Below are 1,803 nucleotides of genomic sequence, written 5' to 3'. Positions count from 1 at the left end.
AACCGTATTCTACTGAGACTATGGCGCCCTCTACCAAAGGTGCTATCTGGCGGTAGTTTTCTTGCTTAAGTTGACGCCAGGACAGTAAAATTGCTTGCTGGCTATTCACATAACAGTCTGTTTGCCCCGCCACTAATAACTTGATTAAATTCAAACGATTACTGCCATATTCCTTAAGCTCAATTTTTTGATCTTTTACTGCGGCCCAAAAAGCATCACCACCGAGTTTGTATCCCAAGTTAATACCCACCGTCAGCCCATAATAGTCCTCTGGCCAACGAGGTCGGCTGGTTGTGAGTATTTCTGCCCGACAAAACACGAGACAACGGTTTCAGCAAGCAGTGGTTTTGAGTAGGGGGCCATATAAGGCCGTGTGGCTTCATGTTTATACGGTGGGAATAAGGCAAACGCTTTACCGGTTTCCAGTAGCTTAAGGCCTCGTTTCCATGGCACACCTTCCAAGGTGACGTAATAATTCGGCATTTGACTGAGGACGCGCCGAATAATCATGGGATAAAGGCCTTTTAATTTATTATGCTCAACATAACTGTACGGATAATAATTATAATCCCCTAATAAGGTCACAGGGATCGGTTCAGCACGAGCGGCTTGTAGTATCAGGAACAATAATACAAAAACCAGATTTTTCCACATAGTCAGTCAAAAAATACGCTTCATTACCATTAACCCTATAAGCCATCACCCTATAATGCCACCTCGTATTTATAAACATGTTTTCAGGCGTTATTAATTGAAAAATACGATCAGTACGATTAAGCTTAAATTGGTTTCATCATCTAACTACCCTTTGGTTTGTTAACAACAGCTCATTCCTGATTGCGCAGGCCAAAGGTGTAGTTTTTATATTATCAATTCATTGCTACGCCGTACCAAACTGTACTCTCCCTGTTAAAGCACATCCGACCCAGTATTTTACCACTATACTCATAATGAACCCGTTTGATGAATAAGGCCGGGGTCTACTTCATCAGATCATGCACAGGACAGTGGGGGTTCTCCCATAAATAACCTATGCAGACTGCTTCAAGGCCGCTTGAAGCAGTCTTTTTTTAAACTCACATTGACTGATAATAATCCTTAAAAAGGACAATGCATCGAGTGCAGTAAATCATTATTGAATTATTTATTATTAAGCGATCGTTCTATTTACTTCGATTAAAAGGACAACGATTAATATCACTTACAAAATTCATCGGCAATCACGGCTATTCAACAATAAAACAGGTTCAGTACGATAATGAAATAAATTAACTGTCGTATCGTGCTGTAATGAAATCACCCAAGATAGAAACCTTATCTCCTGAAGCCTATCAGGACCTCCAGCAGGCGATTACCGCTTCATCGCTCAGCCAGGATCATAAAACCCTTATCATCGGTGTATTGGACCTCTGTTTATGGCTTCAGCAAAAACTCACCTTCTCAAAAATCAGTATTCATAACCTGAAAAAAGTGTTTGCGATACAAACAGAGAAACGCCACGAAGTTGAACCAGACATAACATCTGCAGAGACAGTAACCACTGAAGCGGCTAATGATGATAGTGAAACCCCATTGCTCTCTGCTAATACGGGTGATAGCACTAAAAATGATCAACAGCCACCTAAAATTAAAGGTCATGGCCGTATTGCAGCAGAGGCCTATACCGCTGCAGAAACCATTGTTCTGAATCATCCTGAGTATACCGCAGGTGATCCTTGTCCTTTACACTGTGGTGGTCGCCTGTATCAGTTGAAGACGCCTGGCGTATTCATTCGTATTGAAGGGGGCCAGCTGTTTGATGCC

The 1,803-nt window shown here is 41.8% G+C and carries 3 protein-coding genes; 1 reads left to right on the top strand and 2 read right to left on the bottom strand.

Annotated elements, in window-relative coordinates; translation table 11 throughout:
* Window positions 1-250: hypothetical protein (locus KCG35_RS25095; protein ID WP_215822586.1), on the bottom strand; the 250-nt coding region annotated here is incomplete at its 3' end.
* 2 nt (window positions 251-252) lie between these two features.
* Window positions 253-654, bottom strand: coding sequence for a transporter substrate-binding domain-containing protein (locus KCG35_RS25090; protein ID WP_215822585.1), 402 nt, complete (start codon window positions 652-654; stop codon window positions 253-255).
* 636 nt (window positions 655-1,290) lie between these two features.
* Here KCG35_RS25090 and KCG35_RS25085 point away from each other — a divergent pair.
* A partial coding sequence (locus KCG35_RS25085; protein ID WP_215822584.1) for a hypothetical protein occupies window positions 1,291-1,803 on the top strand: 513 nt, incomplete at its 3' end.

The organism is Zooshikella harenae (assembly GCF_018837975.1).
Lineage (GTDB): Bacteria > Pseudomonadota > Gammaproteobacteria > Pseudomonadales > Zooshikellaceae > Zooshikella > Zooshikella harenae.
This window is presented reverse-complemented; position numbering and strand designations above follow the sequence as displayed.